Annotated in this window: 3 protein-coding genes; all 3 read left to right on the forward strand. The window is 67.9% G+C overall.

Translation table 11 applies throughout. The features are described from left to right. Positions 1–1,110: DAK2 domain-containing protein (locus tag ACK5M9_RS12270; RefSeq protein WP_416893445.1), on the forward strand; the 1,110-nt coding region annotated here is incomplete at its 5' end. Further along, positions 1,103–1,573: a ribose-5-phosphate isomerase gene (locus ACK5M9_RS12275; protein WP_416893446.1), complete on the forward strand. Its 471-nt coding sequence runs from the start codon at positions 1,103–1,105 to the stop codon at positions 1,571–1,573. The genes ACK5M9_RS12270 and ACK5M9_RS12275, both read left to right, overlap by 8 nt. After that, positions 1,573–2,412 (forward strand): triose-phosphate isomerase family protein, encoded by an 840-nt coding sequence (locus ACK5M9_RS12280; RefSeq protein WP_416893447.1) that lies wholly within the window; start codon positions 1,573–1,575, stop codon positions 2,410–2,412. The genes ACK5M9_RS12275 and ACK5M9_RS12280 overlap by 1 nt, the downstream gene beginning before the upstream one ends. Positions 2,413–2,794: the final 382 nt, after the last annotated feature.

Genomic DNA, 2,794 nt, shown 5'->3' on the forward strand with positions numbered 1-2,794 from the left:
GGCCTCGGCATTCACGGGGAACCAGGGGTCGACGAGACCGGCATTCCCACGGCAGACCATCTCGCGGAGCTGCTCGTCGAGCAGCTCCTAACCGAGGTCCCGGACGGCGTGGAAACGAAAAGTGCCCGGGTGGTGCCCATCCTCAACGGCCTCGGGTCGCTGAAGTACGAGGAGATGTTCGTCGTCTACCGGCGCATCGCCAGCCTGCTCGAGGACGCCGGGGTGGAGGTCGTGGACCCCCACGTGGGCGAATACTGCACCTCATTCGACATGGCTGGCACGTCGCTGACCCTGTTCTGGCTCGACGACGAGCTCCACACCCTCTGGGACACCGCCGTCGACACCTCCGCATACCGGCGCGGATCCGTGGCGCCGCAACTACGGATCGAGCCGATCCCCGCGGCCTCAGCCGACGCGGAAGTGTTCGAGCCGAGCGACGACGAGTCCCAAGACGCGGCGCGCATCGTGCTGGCCGCGGTGCGCGCGATCGCCGAAACCGTCGATGAGCATGTCGACGAGCTCGGCCGGATAGACGCGATCGCTGGTGACGGCGACCACGGCATCGGCATGCAACGCGGCTCTCACGCTGCGCTGCATGCCGCGTCCAGCGCAGTAGAGGCCGGCGCGGGCGCCAAAGCCACGCTCGCGCACGCCGCGGACGCCTGGGCCAACAAGGCGGGTGGCACGTCGGGTGCTCTGTGGGGAGTGATCCTTAACGCAGTTGCGGCGAAACTCAGCAACCTCGGCACCCCCGACCCGGCAGTGGTTATCGCCGGGGTGGCGGACGCCACATACAGCGTCACGGCCTACGGCAAAGCTGAAGTGGGCGACAAGACCATGGTCGACGCGCTCGTCCCATTCAGTTCAACGCTCACCCAGGACTTCGACGGCGGCGCGAGCCTCGTCGACGCGTGGCACACAGCAGCCGCCGCTGCGACCCTCGCCGCTCAAGCGACCACGCAGATGCTTCCCCGGATGGGCCGCTCCCGCACGCACGGGCACAACAGTGTCGGAACCCCGGACCCGGGCGCGATCTCCCTCGCGCTCATCGTGAACGCCGTGGGCGACTTGCTCACGGCCGAATGCCAGAAGGAGAGCGCACATGGCTGACCCGTTGCGCATCGTGATCGGCGCTGACGACGCCGGTTTCGACTACAAGGAGATTCTCAAGACAGACCTGGAAGGCAACCCCGCTGTCGTGTCCGTGATCGATGTCGGTGTCGACGCGAACGGGCACACCCCTTACCCGAAGGTCGCGATAGAGGCGGCCCAACAGGTCGCGTCTGGCGCAGCTGATCGTGCACTGCTGATCTGCGGCACCGGGCTGGGCGTCGCGATCGCGGCGAACAAAGTCCCCGGGATCCGCGCTGTCACCGCCCACGACTCGTTCTCGGTAGAACGCGGCGTCCTCTCCAACGACGCCCAGGTGCTGACCATGGGCCAGCGCGTTGTCGGGATCGAACTCGCCCGACGCCTGGTCCGGGAATGGCTGACCTACCGGTTCGACACGTCGTCAGCTTCCGCCGACAAAGTCGCCGTCATCAACGAGTACGAGACCACCGGCTCCTGCTGATGCCGCAGGTCACGGTCGGGGTGAGCCTGAAACCCTACTTCGGGCCCCAGCGGGCGCGCGGGTGGTTCGCCGACGTCGCGCAACGTGCCGGCACCCACCCCGCAGTGGCAACGGGCAGCGTGCGGCTATTCGTCATCCCCACCTACCTGCAGATCCCCGCCGCACTGGACGCCTTCGCGGGCACGCCGGTACTCGTCGGCGCTCAAGATGTCTCCCAGTACGGTCCAGGCCCCTATACCGGCGAGATCACCGCCGACGAGCTCGCCGAGATCGGGATCCAGTTCGCCAAGATCGGGCACACCGAACGCCGCCGCCTGTTCGGCGAAACCGACACGAGCGCGGCCGCGAAAACGGCCGCTGCTATCCACCACGGGATCACCCCTGTCCTGTGCATCGGGGAGACCGAAGAGCTGGGACGCTCCGCCACCGTACTGGCCAACCTCGAGCAGCTCGTGACGAACCTCGACAACGTCCCCGCCGGTCCTGTCATCGTGGCGTACGAGCCAGTGTGGGCGATCGGCGCGACCTGGCCGGCACCTTATGCTCACATCGCCGCCGTCACCAGGGCGCTGCGCGTCGCCGTCGCCGCCGTCCCCGCCCGCGCCGGGAGCGTGGTCATCTACGGCGGCTCCGCCGGGCCCGGTCTGCTCGGCCGGATCGGCAATAGCGCGGACGGTCTGTTCCTCGGCCGGTTCGCGCATGACCCGGATGCTCTGCTGGCCGTCCTGGATGAAGCGCATCAGCTCGCTCGGTCGCGCTCCGACCCCGCGCTTACACCGTTTGAATCCGCAGAGCGCGAGCCATCCGAACCGAAGTGGCGGCAGTGGCAATCGAATTGACAACGGTCGCCGTTGCCACGAGCCGCGAGAGAGGCCGGATAGGCAACTACAGCCGAATGGCACCCCAGGCTGGGAGAGAGGCCCACAGGGCCGGGAAGCGCTAATCCGCAGGAAGCCCCAGGAAGCCGCCTAAGCCTCGATGCACCGATGAGCTCTTGGCGGGTGGCGTCGGCTTGATCGGCGTGGTGTGACCTGTCGCGGGCAGGGTTGAGTTCCGGGCGTCTCATCCCGGTCGTCCACTTCGTTCTCGGTCGTGCCGTCGTTGCGGCGGTGGTCAGCTGGCCGCTGCCGGTGGTGGTGCGTGCGTGGTCGTGAAGAGCTGCTCGAACGCGGTCTGCCAGGGCCAGGCCTCGGGCAGGTGCAGGGTGATCCGCCTGGCGGA

Origin of the sequence: Mycobacterium sp., assembly GCF_047975165.1 — a bacterium.
Taxonomy (GTDB): Bacteria; Actinomycetota; Actinomycetes; order Mycobacteriales; family Mycobacteriaceae; genus Mycobacterium.

What these genes read in the sequence shown, in the direction of transcription:
- ACK5M9_RS12275 (WP_416893446.1), top strand. Translation starts at nt 1,103, where the DNA reads ATGGCTGACCCGTTGCGCATCGTGATCGGCGCTGACGACGCCGGTTTC.
- ACK5M9_RS12280 (WP_416893447.1), top strand. Translation starts at nt 1,573, where the DNA reads ATGCCGCAGGTCACGGTCGGGGTGAGCCTGAAACCCTACTTCGGGCCC.